This is a genomic window from Streptomyces sp. NPDC014801 (genome assembly GCF_043082085.1).
In the GTDB taxonomy this organism is placed as follows: Bacteria; Actinomycetota; Actinomycetes; order Streptomycetales; family Streptomycetaceae; genus Streptomyces.
Genome location: NZ_JBIBXG010000018.1, coordinates 131,399 through 149,019, shown reverse-complemented (window position 1 = coordinate 149,019; position 17,621 = coordinate 131,399). Strand labels below are relative to the sequence as shown.

The window sequence follows — 17,621 nt, the reverse complement described above, 5'->3', positions numbered from 1 at the left end:
CGTTACGACAAGCTGCCCGACCGCTTCCTCGCCGCCATCACCCTGGCCAGCACGCTCATCTGGCTCGAGGCGTGATCGACAAGACGCTGCCTAGCTACTGATGCCGATCTTGCGGTCAGTGCAGCGGAGCTTGGCCGGAATCGCCACCGTGCGCGGAGGACGATGTTTCAGCGGCACACTGTGACGGGCAGTAGCGTCACGCTGTTGGGCTCCGGTCACAGCAGTCAACTGCCTTTTCTTGGAGGGGACATGGCCACAGGCACGGTGAAGTGGTTCAACGACGCGAAGGGCTTCGGTCTCATCATCCCAGATGGGACCGGCGAGGAACTCCCTGTTCATTACAGTGAGATCCGAGTGGACGACGGCTTCAAGTCACTTGCGGAGAACCAGAAAGTCAAGTTCGAGATCAAGGCCGGTCCCCAGGGCGCACAGGCTGTCAACGTCGTGCCCCTGTAGCCCCCGGCACTACGACCCAGACAGCGCCCGGTGCGTTTGTGTCCTGCCGAGACGGCGCGGCAACAATGCTCATCCGGCCCAGTCTCCCGTCCTGCCGGCCCGCCCAATCGAGGAAGAACAGCGGTTGCCAAACGGTTAGGCTCTTGCCATGGCCAGACCACGGATGTTCGACGCGAGCAGGTCAAGGTCTACCTGTTCTCGGTGCGCCTGTCGTACTCCGGCAAGGCGGTGCACCGCATCTTCGCCTCGTGCGGGCAGGAGGCGTTCTTCGAAGGCCACGTCCACACTCTCAGCGTGCTGGGCGGCGTCCCCCGCGGCAGGGTGCGCTATGACAACCTGCGGGCCGCGGTCGCCCGGGTGCTGGGCCTGTCGAGAGTGCGGGTAGAGAACGAGCGGTGGACCGCTTTTCGTTCGCACTACGGAATCGAAAGCATGTACTGCCGCCCGGGGCTCGAAGGAGCCCATGAGAAGGGCGGGGTGGAAGGCCAGATCGGCTGGTTCCGCCGCAACCACCTCGTCCGCGTCTCTTCTCTGAACTTGCCGGTTGAGGCCCTCGACTGACTCCAGGACCTCGATAGAGTCGGGGCGATGACGGTTAACCGAGGCCGCTGGCCAAAGATCGATGAGGATCGTGGCGTCGAGGACGTGACGCTCCTGATCCTGGAGTGGCTGGGCGAGCAGGGTGTGAACGCCATGATCAGGATGGACACCGAGAGGCTGGCTGACAACGCGCCAGCGTGGACGTTCGCCGCCAGCGGAGGCCCGTTGGAGCATGGCATGCGAGCTGACGGGAGGACGGTCCAGCAGTGCATGTCCGCCGCCCTGGCCCAGCTGCGCGACGCTGGACTGTCGGTTCCGTTTTGAGCAGTGGTGCCAGGCAGGAAACGGCTTGATGACCGTCAGCACATCTTCCCGATCTTCATAGCTCGCGCTCGCTCTCCTGTGTTCTCTGGGCGGATTCGCTCGGCCAGACAGCGCCTGTGGGAGATGACGGTGTGGCTTCCTGGGCCGTCGATGCTGCGGGAGTCCAGGATTAGGGCGTCTCCACCTGGGCTCAACGTGATCTGTTCACCACAGAAGTCGCAGCACCAGGCCATCGACTCCAGGTCCGCGGGTCGGATGCTGAGCCGAACTGATACCGGCGGATGCCAGCGGTGGATCTGCTCAATCACTGCATCGATCTGCGAGCCGACAGGTGGAAAGAGCGCGAGTAGTTCGTCATGGCTGCTCGTGGTCCGGGAGAACTGTTGGATCATGTCGATCGAGGCCGACAGGCCGGCGTTCTCGTGACCGATGATCTCGACGATCACGCCCCATGGGTGATGGCTGAGGACCCTTGCCTGAACTGTCTGGCCAGGCATGAGCGCCAGACTCTCTGTCTCGAACCTCTCCACGAACCGCTTCTCCATCCGTTAGCCAGCAGGCCGGCCCCGCTAGCGCTCATGTCCGCGGCTCACCGACGCCGGAGCCGGTCACCGCACTCAGGGCCCGCAAGGCGTCATCGTATTGGTGGCGGTCGAACTGGAACGGTCCGAACCCCGTGTAATCCCGTGCCTTGCGGTAGGGCTGCTCGAAGGAGTCCCAGGTCACGAGCTTCGGGGGCGCGGTGATGCGGGCCATGAGCGGCCAGCATCCCCACTCGCCGCATTCACAGCCGAGCAACGGCGTCTTCGGCCCCATCGCGTTGGTGGACCGGCCGTGGAAGTGGTCCTCCAACGGGCCGAACCGGAAGAACTCTGGGATGAGACCACCGTAGGCGTCGCCGGCGGGCTGCATCCCGGCATCCAGTTCGAACCTGTCGATCAGCTCGGTGAGCAGTTTTCCATCGATGCGCAGGACGATCTCGAGCACGCCACGATCTTCGCGCTGCTGCCTGTCGAACCGGATCTCATTGCTGGCCATCGCTTGATTCTCCCAACTCGCTGCTCCCCATTGGCAGTCTGGCTTCGGTGGTGACGTGACGTCCCGCGACGTCTGGGAAGGTCGGCATGCCGAGGTGGGTGGCCGCGGCGCGGTGGGTGATGAGGTTGTCGAGCTGGGCGAGTTTGGCGTTGGCCGCGGCGAGGCTGACCTTGAGCCCTTCGGCCTCGCCGGCCCAGCCCTCATGCTCGACCTCCGCAATGCGGTCGATCAGGTTGTCGCGGATCTCGACGAAGCGGGGGCGTTGCGTCGGCGCGGCACGCAGGAGTGGGCATCGGATGCAGCTGTGCTCGTGGATGCAGCTGGTTCCGTAGGCGCGTCCGCAATCACCGAGGGCGACCTTGCAGCGTTCGAAATGGCCGAGGAACCTGACTCTCACCCAGGCCCGGGCCGCTGCACGGGAGGCCACCGCAGGCTGACGTCATGCGTGGCCCTTCTTGAACAGGTGCGGCCATCATCACGGCGCCGAGGAAGGGCTCCGGCGTCCGAAGCGAACCGTGCCCACTTGGCCTGAACTCCCTGCTGTGGACGGCTCAGATCGGCTGGGTAATCGCTTGGCCCGTGCTCGGCGGAGAGATCATCATGTGGGAATGTCTGAGAACCGATCCACTGTGGCACCGACTGTGGTGCGGCTCGCCCAGTACACGAACGCGGACCAGGAGGAGATCCTTGGCAACAGCAATGATCCCTTCGGTGTCGCCTGGACCGGTCTGACCTGGCTGCCGAAAGAAGACCACTTCGGCATCCGGCATCATGGCCGCCTCGTGGCACACGCCGGCCTGCTGCGACTGCCTGTTGCGATCGGTGACGCCGAGACAGAGGTGGTGGGCGTCGGCGGGGTGGCCGTCTCACCCGGCATGCAAGGTCAAGGCCTCGCTCGCCTCGTCGTCACAGCTGCCCTGGAGCACGCCCGAACGATGGGTCCGCAACACGCACTCCTCTTCTGTCGGCCTCTCCTCGTGTCGCTCTACCAGCGCCTTGGATGGCACCCGCTCGACGAGGACGTACTCGTCGAACAACCCGAAGGCCGCGTCGTGACCATGCCGCTGCGGACCATGGTGACGCCCCTGCGCGACGATGCCCGGTGGCCCTCAGGGCCAGTACGGCTGTTCTCACTCCCTATGTGACGGGGCCCCTTCAGCAAGAGCCGCGCAGCCCGGCGACACAGGGTTCACCCATCTCGCGCCGGTGTCAGTTCTCACCATTTTCCGGCTCTGCGATCGACAAGCGCTGCCCGAACTCGGTGACAAACGGTGTCGGCTCTCGGTTACGAAGCCAGCGGAGGTGCTGCTCGCCGCCGTCGTGCAGGGCGCGATCTTCGCTGGAGTCAAGGCCGCCGTCGGCCGTGCCGGCGCTGCCACCACCCGCCGCCTGACCGGCACCTGGCCCGGCTGACGTCTCCCATCGTGGCCGGGCTCGTTGCTGCCCTGATCGCTCCAGCGGCCGAAGGAGCTCCCACGGCTGCTTGCACCGCGCCGGCCAAGCCGTGTGCCACGGCCTGGCGCGCCGTTGAGCGCGTTGCCGTGCGTCGCCCCGGCCCGTACGACGGCCGGTTGCCACGATGCGCACGCCGGTCCATCACTACCTGCGCGAGGGCGAGCAGGTCCGCTCCCGCATCGTCGCTGTGGCGCGCACGGACAACGGCGGGCCCGCCTACCGGGCGCGCGGCCGCGCAGGGAACCTGTGGCGGATCGTGCCCGGGGGCCAGGTTGCGGAGACGTGTCTGCGCCGCGCGTAACCGCCGCGCATGCGACGATGCCCCGCACCAGATGGTGCGGGGCATCGCTTCCTCCAGCTGCTCGCCCAGCGCCGGCCCGGGGCGGCATCGTCGTCATGCTTACCGGGCACCCAACTGCACGGGAGACGACCCAGGCACGACCCGTGTCCGCGTGACTTCGTCATCGACCCATGCGAACGGCCGCCCTGCCGACAGGATCAGGTCGTCGATGCCCTACTTGATGCGGTCGAGGAAGCCGAGCACCCGATGGTTGACCTGCATCGCGGCCTGTTCGTCGTAGGAGGGCAGGCTGCTGTCGGTGAACAGGTGTCTGTCGCCGGGGTAGAGGAACAGCTCGGCATCCGTCACCGTCTCGACGACCACGCGGGCGGCCTCCGCATCACCCTCCCCGGCGAAGAACGGATCTGCGTCCATGCCGTGGATCTGAACAGGGACGTCTTGAGGCCAGGTGGCGCCGAACTCCGAGACTGGGACGCACGCCTCAAGCAACAAGGCCCCCTTCGCTCCGGGGCGAGTCTGGGCCAGCTTCTGCGCCGGCAGGACGCCGAGCGAGAAGCCAACATAGATGAGCTCCGCAGGCAGCCCCTCGGCGGCGGCAGCTCCGCGCGCGATGATCGTGTCGAACCCGACGCTCTCGGCATAAGCGGCGCCCTCCTCGAGGCTGTCGAATACCTGCCCTTCGTACAGATCGGGAGCGTGAACGGTGTGTCCGGCCCGTCGCAACTGCTCGGCGAAACCACGAATGCCGGCGGTCAGCCCGTGTCCATGATGGAAGACCAGCACCTCAGCCATGTCACTCCCCTCGTACTGCGGTGCCCCAGGTGGCGCCGCAGCACGAGTATGGACCGCAGCACTGACATCCACGGGCCTCGGCCGGACAGGACCAGCCTGGTGGTCCCTGTGCGGTGAGGCGAACTTCGACGGCACCGACTCGCCGGTCGCGGAAGCGCAGGTTCGAGCGGACGGCCTCCAGCTGCTACGGGCCCGCCGGGTGAGGATCTCGGCATGGGCGGCGTCAACGACGCGAACTCACAGGACTCAGGCGCAACGACGCCCTCGGTGATCGTGCTGCTGCTTCCCGTGAACATCCACGGACCTCGAGATCCTCGACTGCTGTCGAAACCGGCAGACAAAAGCTGTCACCTGAAGGGTTCTGGCTCACTTCTGCGACGCGGCCACGCCGAGTGACAGCTGAGCGTCTTTGAGCAGTAGGTGAAGTCGCCCGAAATGACTCGTGGTCATGCCGGCCGGGATGACAGTTCGGGCCCGTGGAAGAGATCGTGCTCCGGTTGAAGGAGCTGTTGTTCCCGTCGATCGCGGACGCTGCGGTGCTGTCGGTGGATGTGAGCATCGCGATGGTGCGGGTCGACGCGGAATGCACTGCGAACGGTGCCGCTTGTCCGGCATGCGAGGTCTGGTCGAACCGGGTTCATGGTTCCTATCTGCGGTTTCCCGCTGATGTGCCGAGCGCCGAACGAAGCGTGGTTCTTCAGCTGAGGGTCCGCCGGTTCGCCTGCGGGAATGCGGGGTGCACCCGCCGCACCTTCGTCGAGCAGCTACCCGGCCTACCCGGCCTGACCCGTCGGCACGGTCGGCGGACCGAGCGGCTGCGGGCGACGCTGGCCGCGGTCGGTCTCGCCTTGGCGGGCCGTGCCGGCGGCCGGCAGGATGAAGCGAGCCGGGCAAGCCGATCTCCAGCACACTGCTAGCGGCCCTCAGACACGCCCAGATAGCCTGCGCCACCGCCCGGCTTCCCTGTCGGCGGGGAAGCCGGGCGAACATGCTCCGCGCCGCAGGCCAACGCCCTGCATTCACAAGGCGTGCAGACCCGCAGCGCAGGCCTTCAGCCAGCAGGGGCGCGCCACACCCCCACCCCCCGCGGGCCGCTGCTGCCACTGTTCCCGCTCTGGTCCTCGGCGCTACCATCGCGCGCACAGTGCGGAAGAAGCGGGGGCGGCCATGGAGGATCTGGGCACCAGCGACCCACAGCAGATCGGCCCCTACACGCTGCGGGCGCGGCTGGGGCAGGGCGGGATGGGCAGGGTTTTCCTCGGCCGATCGCCGTCCGGCCGGGCCGTGGCGGTCAAGGTGGTCCACGAACACCTGGCGCGACAGGAGAACTTCCGGCGGCGGTTCGCCCAGGAGGTGGCCTCGATCCGGTCGGTGAGCGGCGCGTTCACAGCACCCTTGGTGGGTGCCGGGCCGGAGGACGATCTGCCATGGCTGGCGACCGTCTACGTGCCGGGCCCCAGCCTGGCCGAGGCAGTGACTGAGGGCGGACCGTTCCCGCTGGAGTCGCTGTGGCCGCTGGCCGCCGGTCTCGCCGAGGGCCTGCAGGACATCCATGCCGTCCGGGTGGTGCACCGCGATCTGAAGCCGGCCAACGTGCTGCTGGCCGCCGACGGCCCGAGAGTGATCGACTTCGGTATCGCCCGCGCACTCGATCACGCAACCCTGACCCCGGACAGCGTGGTCGTCGGCACACCCGGGTTCATGTCGCCCGAACAGATCGGCGGCGACGCCCTCGGCCCCAGCAGTGACGTGTTCACGCTCGGCCTTGTCCTCGCCTTCGCTGCCAGTGGACAGAGTCCGTTCGGCGGCGGCCCGCCTGTGGTCATGCTGCACCGCATCGTCCACAACAGTGCGCGGCTCGACGGTGTCCCCGCACCACTTCGCGGACTGGTTGCCGCCTGTCTGGCCAAGGAACCCGCCGACCGGCCCACCCCCACCGAGGTCCTGCGGGCCGTCACCGGCGCCTGGCAGCCGCCCGAACAGTGGCCCAACGGCACGCCATGGCCCACCCTCGTAACCCAGCTGCTCCCACGCCATCGCCTCCGGGACTCGGGCCCGCGATCGGCCGCCGAGGCCCAGCCGACACGCGAGCAGCTGACTCTTGGGTACACCCGGGTGCGGCAGAACGAGCGCGACAGGGATCCGGCAGATGCGGCGCGGCAGATGGAGCAGCTGGCCCTCGAACAGGCGCGGCTCCTCGGCCCGGACCATCCGGACACCCTCCAGAGCCGCCACATGCAGGCGTTCTACCTCGACATCGCCGGGCAGCCCGCGCAGGCGGCACGGCTGATGGCTGGCGTGCTCGCCGACCGAAGGAGAATCCTCGGGGACGACCATGAGGAAACCCTTCGAAGCGGACAACTGCACGCGCTCTTCCTCGGCAAAGCCGGCGACTGTGCGGAGGCCGCCGAGCTGTTGGCGCAGAACGCCCTGGACCGGGCTCGGGTCCTCGGCCCCGACCACCGTTCCACTCTCTGGAGTCGGCACCTGCACGCGGATTTCGTCTACGCAGCCGGGGAGCACAGTGAAGGAAAGCAGCTGATGGCCGGTGTAGTCGCAGACCTGGCTCGCATCCTCGGCCCCGACCACTCCGCCACCCGCTCCAGCCGGCATGTGCTCGAAACCTACGAGTCGCACACCAAAGCCGGTTAGCGGCCGTTGACGTGCTGCTTTCCACTCTGATCCAGCAGCCCTTGTGCACACGCACAATGCCGACCTGACCGAGCCCGTGAACCTCCGCGGAAAGCGGATCCATAGCGGCCCTGCACCACTGCAGCCCCCTCTGGCTCGACAACGGCAGACGCCCGCCGGAACGCACCTCTTTCTCGCGTGTCTTGCCAGGTCAGGGGCTCAGGGCGGGGGCGGGGCGCCGGTCGGCGCGGCCCGTCACAAGGCGCGGAGCGATCGGTCCGTGGACTGCGGAGCAGGTCACGTCGCAGGGGCTCGCGGCGGTCGGCGCTCTGCCCCCCGCCCTGAATTGGAGAGGCCACGCGCCGCACGCCGCTGCGCGGCCTTGCGGGCGCCTAGTGACTGTGACCGCATACGTCTGCCGGGTTGGACGATCAAGGTGTTGGTGGCGAGCAGTCGGCTTCCTCATCGGATGCCTTGCCTCGACGAACCTTGACGCACCCGCATCATCGGCACGGCAGTAGGGTGAAGCGGTGGCCCCCTTACCGGAAGAGACGCCGCCGCTGATCGGCGAAGACGCCCGCAATACAGCCGTACAGCGCCTGCAGGAGGCGTACGCCGAAGGGCTCATCTCCCACGAGGAGTTGGACGAACGCCTCCACCAGGTGCTCACCGCCAGGGCGCACAGCGAGGTTGTGTCGGCTCTGGCCTCCCTCCCGGAGGAGCAGCCGGACACCACGTCAACGATCGCCGCTGCCAGCGGACGGATCCAGCGACGAGGCGCATGGCGGGTGCCTCGGTTCCTCAGGGTCGAGTCCGCCTACGGAAGGGTGCGCCTGGATCTGTCCCGGGCGATAATCGAGCATCCGGTCGTCGACATTGAGCTACAGCTCGGAACCGGCCGGGCCAGAATCACAGTGCCTCGCGACGCGGTCATCGACGCCGAGGGTTTGCGCACTGAGTGGAAAGACCTGCGCTACAAAGCCCCACGGCGTTCCCGCCCCGCCGGACCGAAGATTCGCATCTCCGGGACCATGGGATTCGGACGATTGAAGATCCGCCACGCCCGGCGTTGAGGCTCCATCGGCACCACGACCACACCTGCGGCGCTTTGTCACCGCTGACAGCTGGTGCCGTAGCGGCATGAGCTCGCGGGTTGGCCAGGCTACGGCCTTGAAAGGACGTCCTCCCCAGCGGATGCCTTTCTGACTTCGGATGCGAGCGCGTTCCTTGCGCTCGGCGGCCAGGACATCATGGCCGTGCCCGGTGCGCCGGGCCGCCTACCGCACGGGACCGCCTCTAGATACGGACAGCTCCGCCCGCCTCTCCAGCGGGGCGCAGGGCGCCAAGCAGCACCCAGCCGTGCTCGGCGGCTTCCTCGTGTTCGCGCAGGGCGCCGAGCGCCTCCAGTAGGGCCTCCCTGGCCTGGCAACCACTCTCCGCTCACCGTTCCTTTGGGCTGGACTCGGTGATGACGGCAGAAGCGCCCTGTCTGGCGCGGGCCGGAACAGGAAAAGGGCATCAACCCGTGCGGTCCCCGCGTGTGAAGGCCTGCGCCATGGGAGTTGGCCCTGGTACCCCGCACGGCCGCGGTTGCGGAGCCGCGCCCTGCACTTGCGCGCGACACCAGCGGCCTCGCCGTCGCCAGCGGCTACCGGGCGAGCGTGACGGTGAGCGGCGCGTTCGGGCAGCGGCTCAGGTTCTCCGACAGGACGGACTCCTCGCTGGGCCTCGATACTCAGGCCAACAGCGCATCTTGTCGGCGACCCAGTCGGTGACGTACTCACAGCGGTAACCCTCGGCCGGCGGCAGCCACGTCGTGGGATCCTGATCCGCCTTCGACCGGTGGATGCGGCCGACACCGCGATCAGCGCGCGGTCGTCGCCCAGGTCGTTGGCGTAGGCCTCCCGCTCCTCGGCCGACCAGGTCGAGGCGCCGGAGTCCCAGGCCTCGGCTAGCGGGACCAAGTGGTCGATGTCCAGACCGCGCGGCGGGTGGAGAGCAGCCCGCGGTGGTGGTCAGTGCTGCTCACCCGCGAGTAGACACTCGCGATGGCTGGCCTTCGCTGACCGGCACGGCTTCGACCGTCCGGTGCTCCCACGTCCACGCCACCGCGCACGCCAGCGCTGGGCGCCAGCACCCGTCCGCATCTCGCGCCACCGCGCGCACCGGTCTAGGAGATGCCACACCTGTGCGCCCGGGCCGACCACGTCGTCCCGCAGGCGGCCTCCCTCTGCCGCAGCGCCTACGGCCACTGAGTCCGGGAGGGCCTCAGGCGATCGGGCCCCTTGCCACTGACTACGAGGCCTCTGGCTATTGCTCGTCGATGCCGATCGCGAATGTTGAGGCTGGCCGGTGCCAGTCGGGCGCCGTCGTGTCGCGGCGGCGCGTCAGGCGAGACCTGCCTCGTGAACACGCAGCCGTACGGCCGCCGCTCGCAGCAGCGGTACGGACACGCCGTGCTGGGCCGCGACCCGGCACAGGCCACCGGTGATCGGCTCAACTTCGGTGGCTGGGTTGTGGCGGAAGCCGCAGTACAGGGAGGTGGCGAACGCCGAGCCGGGAGAATCACCGGCCAGGCCCACTCCCCCGCCCTGAAGCGCCGAGCGCCGCCTCGCCCGTCGCCACGGCGACACTCCGCTTCAGCTTTTGGTCGTACACCCCTTCCTTGCCGCCGCCCGGACAGGCCCAGTACAGCCAGCGGGCGAGGGCCTGCAGTTCGCCGGGCACACAGCCCGAGCCGAGGTCGACGTCGGGAGTGGTCACCTTCGTGACCAGGTCGTAGGAGTTGACCTTGCCCGCCGCAGCGGCCGTCTTCCACAGCTTGGTTCCCCACAGCGCGGCGGCGCCGTGCGGCCGCTGGAGCACGATCCGGGAGCCGCTGCCGTCGCCGAAGTCGCCGACGTACTGGGTGGTCCCGTCGGAGGAGAGCGAGTAGCGGCCTGCGGCGTCGAGCAGCGAGGAGGAGGTGCCTCAGCTCCGTCTCCCGCATGGCCGAACTGTCGGTAGACAATTCGCATGCAACGGTTGATCAGCTTGAGGAACACTGTGCGGATGAGCTCCGCAGACTCCCAGACACCACAGGAACGGGCCCTCGGCCATGTCGCGGAACTGGCGTCGGGCCCTCCGATGGACCCGACGCTGCGGGTGACCCTCAACTTCCACCCAGACCGGCTACTGCACGGCAAGCCGATCCTGGATGCCATGGCCGAGGACGGTGTCTACCGCTCACAGTTCGTCACGGGGACCAGCAACGGCGGACTGACCGCATATCCCGGTGGCGACCGGTGGCGCTGGGAGAGCCGGATCTTCGACGGGGCCTACGACCACGCAGACGCTCATGAGCGGCCCGTCTACGGGGCGTTGAACTTCCGTCGCAAGCCTGTCGGCGGGGCACCGCGGTTCGGCTCCGCCCACTTTCGGCTGACGGCCGAGACGCTGACGCGGACCACGTTCTGCTACCCGGACAGTTTCCTTGAACCCTCGGATTTCGGTGTCGCGGCCCGCATGGGGCTCATCGAGGTTGCCCTCGCCGATCGCCAAGACGTCCTTGACGACTACATCGAGGCGCAGGTCCACGGGCCTGTGCGACCGGACTGCCACGCCGAGGCGCTGGTCCTCGACCCCTGCTATCGAGGGACGGCTGTGGAGGTTGCGGCCTTGCGCCTGGGCTGCCCCGTGGAGTGGCACCCGGGCTTCCGGCTCCATGTCGCAGAACTCCTCCGTCATCCCGGCTACCGCGGTCAGGAGTACGTCGACTTGGGCGCACAGATCGCCGTCGACGGCGTACTCAATCCGCGCATCGTCGGGGAGGCAGCGCATGCCGGCCACTATGACCCCCAGGCTGTCAAGAAGGTGTGGCACTACCTCGCGCGTTTCGGGGCGCCAGGGAAGGCCGTCAACGATTCGGTGAGTCGGGTCCCGACGGAGGGGGCTGCACTCGATGGGCTTCGTTGAGGGACTGGTGCCGGAGGGTTGTGGGAGTTGTTCCGGGCTGTGAGAACACCGATCCGCACAAGGCCGCAGGGCGGTGGCCGTCTGCGAGTTGACGATCGTGCTGTCCTTGCCGCGATCAGGCGGCTGACGTTCGAGGGGCTCCAGGGGCGCCTGCACCGGCGCGGCGCGGGCGCCACCCGCCCGTGCCGACGGTGCGAGGGCCGGCCCCGTTCCTGACGATTCCCCACGGCCGTCGTTCTTCTGATCGCGGTCGTCATCGGCCTGATCATCGGAGGACTCACCTCCTCAGCGGCGGCGCCGTGGCTGCCTGGCCGGTTTGACCGCAGCTGGTGTCAGCGTCCCGGCGCTCCGCGTAACGGCTGTAATGCCATGTCTTGGACCGGGGCTGCGGGCGCTGTTGCTCGTGCTGCTGGCGGCGCGGGTCGACCGCGTCAGCGGCCGGGGCCGGACCTCCCACGCCTCGCGCCCGTGGCCTGCGCCGCGCTGATGCGCTGAGCGGAGGTCCCGAGGCCGGTGCCAAAAGGCGTGGTCACAGCACAGTTGAGCCGTCATCCGTCCATCCTGTCGCGGGTGGCCCCTGGTCTCCACGGGGGGATGGGGAGAAACCAGGGACCACTGGTGACAAGGCGGTCACCTGCAGGGTGCCGGTTGCGTCGCTCCGCTCATCGCCGGGCGGAGAGCGGCGCGCCACCGGGCCGGTCCACGCGTGCCACCCCACTTGACGCGCACGGTCCCGCGCGGTCCCAGGGTCGTCAGCCATGGGGTCGGAGGCACCCGCCGGTGCGGACGTCATGCCGCCGAGCGTTCGCCGGCCGGGCGGCGGCGCAGTTCCGGGCGCTGGAGGGCCGGCGGCTGGTAGGCCATGTCGAGCGTGCCAGTGTCGGTGCCGGGCGGCACGATCGCGTCGATTCGGTCCAGCACGTCGTCGGTGAGGGTGACATCGACGCCCGCAAGCAGGTCGTCCAGGTGTTCCATGGTCCGCGGTCCGAGGAGGGCGGACGTCACGCCCGGGTGAGTGAGCACGAAGCCCATCGCGAGATGCGTGAGCGGCATGCCGGCTTCCTCAGCCAGCGGGATGAGCTGTTCGACCACGTCGAGCCGGCGGTCGTCGGTGAGGTGCCTGAAGCCGTACTTCGACCGGTGCGTCGCGGCCTCCTGGCCCTTGCGGTACCGCCCGGTCAGCAGGCCGCCGCCGAGGGGTGACCAGACCAGGGTGCCCATGCCGAACTCCTGCGCCACGGGGAGGACCTCGCGCTCGATGCCCCGGTTCAGGATCGAGTAGACCGGCTGCTCGGTACGCGGCCGGGCCAGCCCGCGCCGCTCGGCGACCCAGTGCGCCCGGACGATGTCGCCGGCCGGCAGGGCCGACGTGCCGAAGGTGCGGATCTTTCCGGCCCGCTGCAGATCGGTGAGGGCCGCGAGGGTCTCCTCGATGTCCGTGTCGGGGTCCGGGCGGTGGATCTGGTAGATGTCGACGTAGTCGGTGTCGAGGCGGCGCAGCGAGTTTTCCAGCGCGCGCACCAGCCAGCGCCGGGACGCGCCCTGGTGGTTCGGCTCGTCGCTCATCGGGTTCCGGGCCTTGGTCGCGAGCACGACGTCGGCCCGTCGTCCCTTCAGCGCACGGCCTACGATCTCTTCCGACTCGCCGTGGGCGTACATATCGGCGGTGTCGACGAGGTTGATGCCGGCGTCCAGTGCCCGGTGGATGATGCGGACGCAGTCGTCGTGGTCGGGGTTGCCCAGGGCGCCGAACATCATCGCGCCGAGGGCGTAGGGGCTGACCTTGATCCCTGTCCGGCCGAGGCTGCGGTAGCGCATGGTGTCTCCTTCAGGTCGTGCTGCTGGGTGGCTGACACCAGCCTGTCTGCCGCATGCCGGACGGGGAATAATTGTGAATCCCGATTTCTTGCGCGAGAGTACGGACATGGAAGCAGACCGACTCTCTGAGGCACTCGACCTGGTCGAGGTGCGCAGCGTGCTGACCGGCGGCATCGCGGCCCGCGGCGGGTGGTGGGCGCGCGGCCCGCTGGCCGATCCGGTCAAGTTCTTCGCGATGGTGAGCGGGCATGCCCGGCTCACCACCGACGGCGTCACGGAACCGATCGACCTCGTGGCGGGTGACGTGGCCATCCTCACCGGGCGCTCGTGGGTGGCCTTCGAGGCCGGCGTGGAGCCGCGCCACGAGGTCCAGCCGGAGTCGGACTTCTCCACCGCCCGCTTCGCGGGCTCGGACCCTTCCGTCGACGATGTCGTGATCGGCGGGTGCGTCGGCATGAACGAGGCCGGCCGCACGCTCCTGCTGGAATCGCTTCCACCAGTGGCCCACATCCGGTCCTCCGACACCGGAGAGGGAAACCGGTTGCTCGCCGCCCTGCTGCGCCTCTTCGACGAGGCGACCGGCGGCCGGCTCGCCTCGGCCTTCGCGATCCGCCAATACGGCCAGTTGCTCCTGCTGGAGGTGCTGCGCTGTTATGCCGACCAGACCTCCCTGCCCGCCGGCTGGTTGCGCCTGCTCGTCGACGAGCGCCTGCGCCCCGCCGTCGACCTGCTCCACGGCCGTCCCGAACACGACTGGGGGCTGCAGGAGTTGGCGCGCGCTGCATCGATGTCCCGGACCACGTTCGCGGAGCGCTTCCGCGAGGCCGCCGGTGTACCGCCGCTCACCTACCTGGGCCGGTGGCGCATGCTGCTGGCCCAACGCGCGCTGCGGAACGGCGACGCCCGTGTCGCGGCGCTCGCCGCAGAACTGGGCTACGGCTCCGAGAGCGCGTTCAGCACAGCGTTCAAACGCATCGTCGGGGAGTCCCCTCAGCGCTACCGGAAGCGCATGCGTCAGGAAGCCGTTCCGATCGCAGGCCGGTAGCGGAGGTCAGCCCCGAGCGGAGCGCGCGCGCCGAGGCGTGCCGCCCGCGGCCGTTGGACCACACCATCAAGGCGGGAGATCCCACAGGCCGTAGGCCTGCCCGACCGGCGTTCCATCAACGCGCACCAGTCGGCCGCCCCGCCTGCTGGGCGGCTCAACGGTCACAACCCGCGAAGGTTTTCATGCCGACCAGGTTCCTGAGGAAAGGAGCATGCGTCCTCACCCCTCCCGTGTGACTTGTAGTGCGCAAGGTGGTTGAACAGGCAACTCCATTGGTGCCGGAACCACGCCAGCCGACGGGCCGGGGGCGCGGGCCTGCCGTCAGCGGGCTCCACGGCTGCAGCAGCAAGATGGACCCGAGCCGGGCAGCGCCAGCACACGGGAATGCGGCCAGGCTCCGCAGTTGTAGGACGAGCCCCCCGTACGATGACCACCGTGAACGCCCGCCGCAACCTCGGTACCGGCCCTTCGGCTCCCGCACAGATCAGCGCCGCCCAGGCCGACCTCCTCGATTCCCTCCCCGGAGTCCACCTACCCGACCTGGACGAGCTGCGGGCCCGGGGCGTGCTCGGCGCCCACCAGGCGACAACCCAGGCCTCGCGCCGGACGCTCGGCGCCGGCGGCCGCGCCGACGAGGAGCCGACCCCCGCCGCCTGAGCTGGCTTACCGGCTCGCTTCGAGTGTGCTCACAGGTCCATGGTGGTGCGAGCCCCCCCCATTCGCTGCCGCGGCCGCAGGGCCGAGAACGCCGACCCTTGTGCGCAGGGCCAGCCGGAAGTGGTGCACAGGTCCTCAAACACCTGCCGGTCAGCTGCCGTCAGATCGGGTGAGAGACCGAGGCCGCGGCCTCAGGCCGTTTGCGGATTGGGTGCTGACGGCGCTGGAGGATCAAGCCGGGCAATGAGGGTGCGGCTGACCCGCTGGAGTTCCTCGTCATGGTCGATGCTCTGGAATCTGCCGCCGCGTCGGGGCAGGGCCAGTTGTTCGCGGAGCAGGGGCAGGGCCGGTGCCGCCAGGGGACCCATGCGGTTCAGACAGGCCACGACGCGGTTGGCCGTCGCGGGGTTCTTCGCCCAGGCCTGGAGCAGGGTGTCCAGGACGGCCGGTGCCTCGGCTTGGCCGCCGATCTCCCAGAGCGCGGCCGCGCAAGGCACCCGGACCCATTCGTAGTCGTGCGTCAGAAGGCGGCGCAGGCGCGGCAGGGCGACGGAGGCGGGCGGTCCCATTTCGCCGAGCAGATCAGCCGCGTCACTGATCAGGAAGGTGATCGGATCGTCGAGGAGGCCGAGCAGGAGCGGCATGACCTCTCCCAGGTCACCGTCGACGGCCCACAGCGCGGCGACAGCGGCAGGCCGTACGTGCGCATCGGTGGCGGTGCGCTAAGCGACCGGATCGTGTCCAGCGCGCCGGTCGCCGCCGGCCCGAACGCCGCCAGTGCCTTCAGGACTGATTGCGTGACGCCGTGGTGTTCATGGCGCACCGCGGTGCCGAGCGTGTCCACCAGCGCAGGAACCGCGGCCGGGTCGCCCAGCGCGGCCAGGGCGGCCAGGATCGCGTTGGCGCTCATCTCGGTCCACTGCTGGGAGAGATCGATCCGGTGCAGGTGGTCGCAGAGCCGGGGCACCAACTGGTCTGCCGCCTGCGGCAGGTGACCTGCGACCTGGATCGCGCGCCAGGCGTCGACGTCGCCGTCCAGCGCGGCCAGCAGACTCGGCAGCGCGCGTGCGTCGCCAAGGCGCGCCAAGGCCCGGACGGCCTCCTGATGGCTTCTGCGCAACCGCGCCTCGGGCGCGGTCCATACGCCTGGGCCGTGCGCCGCGTGGTGGGCGTCGATGTGCGTGGCGAGTGCCTCCCGGGCCGGGGCGGCGATCGGATGGCAGGACTCCAGAACGGCCGCGGCCTCGGCGGCGACCTCGTGGTCGGCCGTGGTCAGCTGGTCGGCGACCAGCAGGAGGAGCCGGGTGTGGTCCCCGCGCCAGGTGCGCATCAGCTCCCCGCTCATACGGACCGCATCCAGGCCCGAGCCGGGATCGGGGCTGCTCAGCTGCTCGGCCAGCAATGCGGTGCGCTCTCGCACCCGGGCGCCCAGGGCTTCGTGGAACGTACGCAGCAGGGCCGTGGTCGGTGCGTACACGCGCGTGCGGTGGTCGAGATCCTCGAAGGCGGCGACGATCTGGGGCGCAACGTTGTCCGTGGGTGCCGCCGGGCAGCTCGGGATCGGTGGGATCGGCCGCACGGGTAGGGCGCGGGCGGTCTCGCGCAGCAGGCCGACGGCTGCCTGTACGACGTCCTCGCCGATCTCGTCCGGGGCGCAGCGGGCCCGCTGGACAAGGGCCGCGAGCCGGGTCACCGGGCCCTGGGCCGGATCTGAGGCGAGCCCGAAGAGCCAGTCCATCACCTGGTGCGCGGCCGCCGGCAGGCGCAAGGCCAGGGTGGCCGCCGCCTGAACGATCTGCAGTCGCGCCGCGATACCTTGCTCGGCGGCCAGCCGCTCGCGCAGCATGGCGGCGCCCCGGTCAATGTCGTCGAGGAAGAGCCCGAGCCCAGGTATCGCTGCCAGGCGCACGTCCGGGTCGGGGTCGCGGGCGAGTTCGGCGATCTGCGCACCCCGCCCGCGCAGGAAGGCGACGGCCTGCGCACAGCCCATCGGCGGGTAGTACTCGATCTCGGTGCCGTCGTCCTCAAAGCCCCGCTCGAGGGACTCCCGGCCGATGCTGACCAGCAGCGCGACGACGGCGGCCCGCTCGGGCGTGGCGCTGTCGTTGGCCAGCTCCAGCAGGAAGGGCAGAGCGGCTGCCGTGGGCGGGTACACGCTGCCCTGGTGGTGCACCGCGCCGTAGAAGCGGTCGAGGGCCTCGCGGCGTGCCTGGGCCTCCGGGGAACGCAGCGCCCACAGCAGCGCCGGTACCTCCTCAGCCGAGCCGTAGGCGTGTTCCATCGACGCCCAGTCGATGTCATGAAGTCCGTCGAACATGATCAGAACCATGCCAGGCGGCACTGACACCGGGACGGGACGGTACGAGACCGTGGGCATGGGCCAGGACCAACGGGGCATCGCTGCGCGCATCACCGGCTGCTCTCCCTCGGTCGAGGCGGCCACGGTGAGCGGCCGATAAGCGCACCCGCCCCCGCCGACCGCCCCGCCCCGCACTTCCCGCCGCCACCTGAGGGCTGGGCAGGGTGAGACCGCGGCGCGTGGGTGACCGCACAGCATGCGGCCTGGCCAAGTTGGTGCCGGCGCAACCTCCGGATGGAGCAGTTGCCGGA

21 protein-coding genes and 3 pseudogenes are annotated in these 17,621 nt (G+C 69.2%); 13 read left to right on the top strand and 11 right to left on the bottom strand.

The features are described 5' to 3' along the window. Positions 1-249: 249 nt before the first annotated feature. The 3 genes from ACF1AL_RS36090 to ACF1AL_RS36080 all read left to right on the top strand — a co-directional run bounded on the left by ACF1AL_RS36090 (position 250) and on the right by ACF1AL_RS36080 (position 1,320). Positions 250-456: a cold-shock protein gene (locus ACF1AL_RS36090; RefSeq protein WP_391780889.1), complete on the top strand. Its 207-nt coding sequence runs from the start codon at positions 250-252 to the stop codon at positions 454-456. A 201-nt stretch (positions 457-657) separates the two neighbouring features. Next, positions 658-1,017: a hypothetical protein gene (locus ACF1AL_RS36085; protein WP_391780888.1), complete on the top strand. Its 360-nt coding sequence runs from the start codon at positions 658-660 to the stop codon at positions 1,015-1,017. A 27-nt stretch (positions 1,018-1,044) separates the two neighbouring features. Next, positions 1,045-1,320, top strand: coding sequence for a hypothetical protein (locus ACF1AL_RS36080; protein WP_391780887.1), 276 nt, complete (start codon positions 1,045-1,047; stop codon positions 1,318-1,320). Positions 1,321-1,355: 35 nt separating this feature from the next. On the opposite strand, the gene ACF1AL_RS36075 is transcribed toward ACF1AL_RS36080, so the two are convergent. From ACF1AL_RS36075 to ACF1AL_RS36065, 3 genes are all read right to left on the bottom strand, one after another. Then, positions 1,356-1,766 carry a hypothetical protein gene (locus ACF1AL_RS36075; protein WP_391780886.1) on the bottom strand — a complete coding sequence of 137 codons (411 nt, stop codon included), beginning with the start codon at positions 1,764-1,766 and terminating at the stop codon, positions 1,356-1,358. Positions 1,767-1,896: 130 nt separating this feature from the next. Further along, positions 1,897-2,358 (bottom strand): hypothetical protein, encoded by a 462-nt coding sequence (locus tag ACF1AL_RS36070; RefSeq protein ID WP_391780885.1) that lies wholly within the window; start codon positions 2,356-2,358, stop codon positions 1,897-1,899. Beyond that, a complete protein-coding gene (locus tag ACF1AL_RS36065; protein WP_391780884.1) occupies positions 2,345-2,785 on the bottom strand; it encodes a hypothetical protein in 441 nt (146 codons plus the stop codon). The genes ACF1AL_RS36070 and ACF1AL_RS36065 overlap by 14 nt, the downstream gene beginning before the upstream one ends. Before the next feature lie 181 nt (positions 2,786-2,966). Between ACF1AL_RS36065 and ACF1AL_RS36060 the strand changes: the two genes are divergently transcribed. From ACF1AL_RS36060 to ACF1AL_RS36050, 3 genes and pseudogenes are all read left to right on the top strand, one after another. Then, a complete protein-coding gene (locus ACF1AL_RS36060; RefSeq protein WP_391780883.1) occupies positions 2,967-3,503 on the top strand; it encodes a GNAT family N-acetyltransferase in 537 nt (178 codons plus the stop codon). A 154-nt stretch (positions 3,504-3,657) separates the two neighbouring features. Then, positions 3,658-3,771: pseudogene (locus tag ACF1AL_RS36055) on the top strand (DUF4235 domain-containing protein); the annotation flags it as partial. A gap of 166 nt (positions 3,772-3,937) precedes the next feature. Next, the gene (locus ACF1AL_RS36050) at positions 3,938-4,114 is read left to right on the top strand and encodes a hypothetical protein (protein WP_391780882.1); all 177 of its coding nucleotides are present in this window, start codon (positions 3,938-3,940) and stop codon (positions 4,112-4,114) included. A gap of 213 nt (positions 4,115-4,327) precedes the next feature. Here the strand turns inward: ACF1AL_RS36050 and ACF1AL_RS36045 are convergent, their stop codons facing one another. Then, positions 4,328-4,906: a dienelactone hydrolase family protein gene (locus ACF1AL_RS36045; protein ID WP_391780881.1), complete on the bottom strand. Its 579-nt coding sequence runs from the start codon at positions 4,904-4,906 to the stop codon at positions 4,328-4,330. A gap of 476 nt (positions 4,907-5,382) precedes the next feature. On the opposite strand from ACF1AL_RS36045, the gene ACF1AL_RS36040 reads away from it, so the two are divergent. The 3 genes from ACF1AL_RS36040 to ACF1AL_RS36030 all read left to right on the top strand — a co-directional run bounded on the left by ACF1AL_RS36040 (position 5,383) and on the right by ACF1AL_RS36030 (position 8,610). Continuing rightward, positions 5,383-5,823, top strand: a complete 441-nt coding sequence (locus tag ACF1AL_RS36040; RefSeq protein WP_391780880.1) for a transposase family protein — start codon at positions 5,383-5,385, stop codon at positions 5,821-5,823. Between the two features lie 250 nt (positions 5,824-6,073). Continuing rightward, the gene (locus ACF1AL_RS36035; protein ID WP_391780879.1) at positions 6,074-7,558 is read left to right on the top strand and encodes a protein kinase; all 1,485 of its coding nucleotides are present in this window, start codon (positions 6,074-6,076) and stop codon (positions 7,556-7,558) included. A 509-nt stretch (positions 7,559-8,067) separates the two neighbouring features. Then, the gene (locus tag ACF1AL_RS36030; RefSeq protein WP_391780878.1) at positions 8,068-8,610 is read left to right on the top strand and encodes a DUF1707 domain-containing protein; all 543 of its coding nucleotides are present in this window, start codon (positions 8,068-8,070) and stop codon (positions 8,608-8,610) included. A gap of 87 nt (positions 8,611-8,697) precedes the next feature. On the opposite strand, the pseudogene ACF1AL_RS36025 reads toward ACF1AL_RS36030, so the two are convergent. Then, positions 8,698-8,787: pseudogene (locus ACF1AL_RS36025) on the bottom strand (IS630 family transposase); the annotation flags it as partial. A 13-nt stretch (positions 8,788-8,800) separates the two neighbouring features. On the opposite strand from ACF1AL_RS36025, the gene ACF1AL_RS36020 reads away from it, so the two are divergent. Then, the gene (locus tag ACF1AL_RS36020; RefSeq protein WP_391828563.1) at positions 8,801-8,947 is read left to right on the top strand and encodes a hypothetical protein; all 147 of its coding nucleotides are present in this window, start codon (positions 8,801-8,803) and stop codon (positions 8,945-8,947) included. Positions 8,948-9,185: 238 nt separating this feature from the next. Here ACF1AL_RS36020 and ACF1AL_RS36015 read toward each other — a convergent pair. From ACF1AL_RS36015 to ACF1AL_RS36005, 3 genes and pseudogenes are all read right to left on the bottom strand, one after another. After that, positions 9,186-9,525 (bottom strand): annotated as a pseudogene (locus tag ACF1AL_RS36015) (HNH endonuclease family protein); the annotation flags it as partial. 399 nt (positions 9,526-9,924) lie between these two features. Next, a complete protein-coding gene (locus ACF1AL_RS36010) occupies positions 9,925-10,119 on the bottom strand; it encodes a ketopantoate reductase C-terminal domain-containing protein (RefSeq protein ID WP_391780877.1) in 195 nt (64 codons plus the stop codon). Continuing rightward, positions 10,103-10,402 (bottom strand): hypothetical protein, encoded by a 300-nt coding sequence (locus ACF1AL_RS36005; RefSeq protein ID WP_391780876.1) that lies wholly within the window; start codon positions 10,400-10,402, stop codon positions 10,103-10,105. Before ACF1AL_RS36005 ends, ACF1AL_RS36010 begins: the two co-directional genes overlap by 17 nt. A 186-nt stretch (positions 10,403-10,588) precedes the next feature. Between ACF1AL_RS36005 and ACF1AL_RS36000 the strand changes: the two genes are divergently transcribed. Beyond that, on the top strand, positions 10,589-11,491 hold the full coding sequence (locus ACF1AL_RS36000) for a DUF3626 domain-containing protein (RefSeq protein ID WP_391780875.1): 903 nt from the start codon (positions 10,589-10,591) through the stop codon (positions 11,489-11,491). Positions 11,492-12,280: 789 nt separating this feature from the next. On the opposite strand, the gene ACF1AL_RS35995 is transcribed toward ACF1AL_RS36000, so the two are convergent. Next, a complete protein-coding gene (locus ACF1AL_RS35995; protein WP_391780874.1) occupies positions 12,281-13,309 on the bottom strand; it encodes an aldo/keto reductase in 1,029 nt (342 codons plus the stop codon). A 106-nt stretch (positions 13,310-13,415) separates the two neighbouring features. Here ACF1AL_RS35995 and ACF1AL_RS35990 point away from each other — a divergent pair, with 106 nt between their 5' ends. Beyond that, on the top strand, positions 13,416-14,354 hold the full coding sequence (locus tag ACF1AL_RS35990; protein WP_391780873.1) for an AraC family transcriptional regulator: 939 nt from the start codon (positions 13,416-13,418) through the stop codon (positions 14,352-14,354). A gap of 426 nt (positions 14,355-14,780) precedes the next feature. Then, positions 14,781-15,011, top strand: coding sequence for a hypothetical protein (locus tag ACF1AL_RS35985; RefSeq protein WP_391780872.1), 231 nt, complete (start codon positions 14,781-14,783; stop codon positions 15,009-15,011). 191 nt (positions 15,012-15,202) lie between these two features. Here ACF1AL_RS35985 and ACF1AL_RS35980 read toward each other — a convergent pair whose 3' ends face one another. Together ACF1AL_RS35980 and ACF1AL_RS35975 are read right to left on the bottom strand one after the other, a co-directional pair. Continuing rightward, positions 15,203-15,655, bottom strand: a complete 453-nt coding sequence (locus ACF1AL_RS35980) for a hypothetical protein (RefSeq protein WP_391780871.1) — start codon at positions 15,653-15,655, stop codon at positions 15,203-15,205. After that, entirely contained in the window at positions 15,610-17,328 is a 1,719-nt protein-coding gene (locus tag ACF1AL_RS35975; protein WP_391780870.1) for a HEAT repeat domain-containing protein, read from the bottom strand. The genes ACF1AL_RS35980 and ACF1AL_RS35975 overlap by 46 nt, the downstream gene beginning before the upstream one ends. Positions 17,329-17,621: the final 293 nt, after the last annotated feature.